This window comes from Moorena sp. SIO3H5 (assembly GCF_010692395.1).
In the GTDB taxonomy this organism is placed as follows: Bacteria; Cyanobacteriota; Cyanobacteriia; order Cyanobacteriales; family Coleofasciculaceae; genus Moorena.
Genome location: NZ_JAAHHS010000613.1, coordinates 1 through 3,239, shown reverse-complemented (window position 1 = coordinate 3,239; position 3,239 = coordinate 1). Strand labels below are relative to the sequence as shown.

General features: G+C 41.6%; 3 protein-coding genes. 2 read left to right on the top strand and 1 reads right to left on the bottom strand.

What is annotated here, in order from left to right; genetic code table 11:
- Positions 1 to 106 precede the first annotated feature (106 nt).
- Entirely contained in the window at positions 107 to 529 is a 423-nt protein-coding gene (locus F6K52_RS34450; protein WP_293089419.1) for a Spy/CpxP family protein refolding chaperone, read from the bottom strand.
- 222 nt (positions 530 to 751) lie between these two features.
- Between F6K52_RS34450 and F6K52_RS34445 the strand changes: the two genes are divergently transcribed.
- Positions 752 to 1,993, top strand: coding sequence for a sensor histidine kinase (locus tag F6K52_RS34445; RefSeq protein ID WP_293089416.1), 1,242 nt, complete (start codon positions 752 to 754; stop codon positions 1,991 to 1,993).
- Between the two features lie 252 nt (positions 1,994 to 2,245).
- Positions 2,246 to 2,896 (top strand): response regulator transcription factor, encoded by a 651-nt coding sequence (locus F6K52_RS34440; protein WP_293089414.1) that lies wholly within the window; start codon positions 2,246 to 2,248, stop codon positions 2,894 to 2,896.
- Positions 2,897 to 3,239: the final 343 nt, after the last annotated feature.

Here is a 3,239-nt window from a genome sequence, read left to right as displayed (position 1 = left end):
GCTCCCTGCTCCCTGCTCCCTGCTCCCTGCTCCCTGCTCCCTGCTCCCTAAAACCTAGATATTTGTACCTCAAAAGTCGTAGAATTGCTATATTCCAAGAGATAATCTAGTTTTGGAAAAATCTACGTCTAAATGGGCCTTTACCTCGAAATGCTCCTCCTATTTCTTGACGAATTTGTTGGCGCTGTTCGTCGGTGAGAATACCCCTCATTTCAAGTCGTGCTGACCTGTTAATGTTTTGCATTTGGTTTAGCTGGTCTTGGGAAAGATTCAGACCTTCCCTTGCTTCTCGCAGTTGACGACGGAGCACTTTTATAGTTCGGTACTGTCGTTGTTGCTGGGGAGTGAGAATATCCTCAATTTTGGAGTCAGTATTGTTAATGATGTCCTCAAACTCGTCTTTTTGCTGGTCAGTGATGTTCAGATTAGATAAAAATGGAGGAAGTTCTTGGGCATTAACTGCCATGGGAAAACTAGTGAGGGTAATTGCTGCGATACCTGCCAGTAGAGAAAAGCGTTTGATGTTCATGATGTTCACTTGTCTTTCTTTCTAACTGTTTGGAAGTGAGCTGATTTTTGTTTGATGTCTCTATCCTAAAAACGGGGAGGGCGAAACCACATGAGGCAAAAGACCTGAATTGTTCTAGGACTTTAGTCCTGGGCTAGAGATGACCAATGGGTCTTGCATTACCTTTGACACATGGATTAAGGTTATTGGTTGTTTGTTATTGGTTGTTTACAACAATCGTTAATGCGCCATCCGATTCAAATTACTAACCACCCCATTCGATTTTTGCTCTACCTGGAGTGGATACTGCTGATTATTACCGCTTTGGTGGAATTACTAAAACTTCCCTTTCCCATGCTACCTAGGTCTCCACTACTCAATCTAGTTTGCCTGGCAGTATTTGGGTTAATGGGATTGAGATTACCAACAAATAAGCCTATTTATAAGATACTTTACAGCGCTGCCGAAATTGGGGTAATTGTTTTAGCATCCATAGTGGGACATATTCGGCTGTTGCAACTGATGTTAATTATATTAGTTGTTCGCAACTGTTTTATCTTCGAGTTCCAAGGTCGCTTAATGATGACTGGATTTGCGGTTATATTATTCCTAATGAAGCAAATGGTGCGATTTCAGCATCATGGTCTGAGGCATCGTCCTCCCTTTAGACCACCTCCTGTTTTCAGAGCACCACCAACAGGGTTGATTCCAGAGCGATTACTATTTATATTATTGACTTCTGTCTTTATATTTGTATTGGTCTTAATCGTTTTGCAGCTATTAGTGGATGCTGTACTATCAGAACGAAAAAGTCGGGAAGAGCTGGCTAAGGCTAATGCTCAACTGCGTCACTATGCCCTCCGCATTGAAGATATTGCTACACTCCAAGAACGTAACCGTATTGCTCGGGAAATTCATGACTCTTTAGGACATTCGTTAACGGTATTTAATTTACACCTGGAAGCGGCTTTAAGACTATTACAATCTGACCCCGATGAAGCCAAAGAATTTATTCTAGAAGCGAAACAACTCGGGAAAACTGCTCTAAAGGATGTACGTCAATCCGTTGCTTCCTTGCGTTTAAATCCCTTACAACAGCAATCTCTAGAAAATGCGATCGCATCCCTAATCGAAGACTTCCAAAAGTCCACAGCAATCTCACCTACATGCCATCTTCACCTAAAGCGTTCAATCCCTGCCGACATCAAAATAGCAGTTTACCGTATTGTCCAAGAAGGCTTGACAAATATTTTTAAATATGCTAATCCTACTGAAGTAGACATCCAAATTCAGACAGCAGCAACAGCTTTACAATTAATTATTAAAGACAATGGCATTGGATTTTCCCTAAACCAGAACACAACCGGTTTTGGTTTACAAGGAATGCGAGAACGCACCCAAGCCTTAGGAGGAACCTTTAAAATTGAAACAGCACCAGGAGCTGGCTGCCAAATTATCGCTCATTTTCCTTTACCAAAAGTTTAAGCTAAGCGCGTTTGTATCATCGGTTGTGAACACAGGTATGGCATAAAAAGGCAAGAGGCAATAGGCATGCTAGCAATAGGGGAAATAGATCCGGAGTTTTATTGTCCAATAAAAAAAATATCATACAGGTTTACATCTCAAATACCAACGCGCTTATCTAGGAATTAAAGACGCATTGTGATTAGCTTTGTTCCCTACTCCCTAGAAAAAAGTACCTAACCGAATTGAAAACTACTATATAATTCATCCTTGATGATAATTCGTATTTTACTCGTAGATGACCAAAGTCTAATTCGGCGTGGATTAAAAGCCTTGCTGAAGTTAGAAGAAGACTTACAGGTAGTCGGTGAAGCCGAGAATGGACAAACGGCAATTAGTCTGGTAAAAACCTTACAGCCAGATGTTATACTAATGGATATTCGGATGCCTGTCATGGATGGCGTCGCTGCAACCAGGGAAATTTGTCAGCAATTCCCAGATACAAAGGTATTAGTACTAACTACCTTTGATGATGACCAGTACGTTACCCAAGCCATACAGTGCGGAGCAGCCGGATATTTGCTGAAGGACACCCCTCCCGAAGAATTAGCCCAGTCAATTCGAGCGGTACAAAAAGGTTATACTCAGTTAGGCCCTGGTATTGGCAAAAAAGTTGCTACTCAAATGCGAGACCCCACTCCTAGCCCACCTCCGGGTTGGGATGAACTAACTCCCAGAGAGCAGGAAATTTTACGACTAATTGCTACCGGTGCTAGCAACCGAGAGATTGCTAATACTTTGTATATTTCTGAGAAGACCGTCAAAAACCACGTTACTCATATTTTGAGTCGGTTGAATGTACGCGATCGCACTCAAGCCGCCATTCTAGCCAACTCTATGTTAGGTAATTTTAGTGATAATTGATTAGTGATTTATCATAACATCAAAAATAGGAGAGCCTTTATTATTACTGCTCCCTACTCCCTACTCCCTACTCCCTTTTCCCTTTGCTATATATGAGTTCCCCTTCTCAATCTGAAACTTTGATAATTGCCTACTTTTTTGGCGCTCTTATCGCTATCACCGTTATGGTTTATTTGCTCAGAGGTTTTGGTATTATTACCTTTCTTCCTGGTGGTATTCTGTGGCTACTGATATTGTTATCGATTGGTACAGGACTATTTTATGGGGTTCAGAAAACTCGACGCTATTAGGGGAATAGGGAGCAGGGAGTAGGGGGTAGGGAGTAGGGGTAAAAAAATTGACA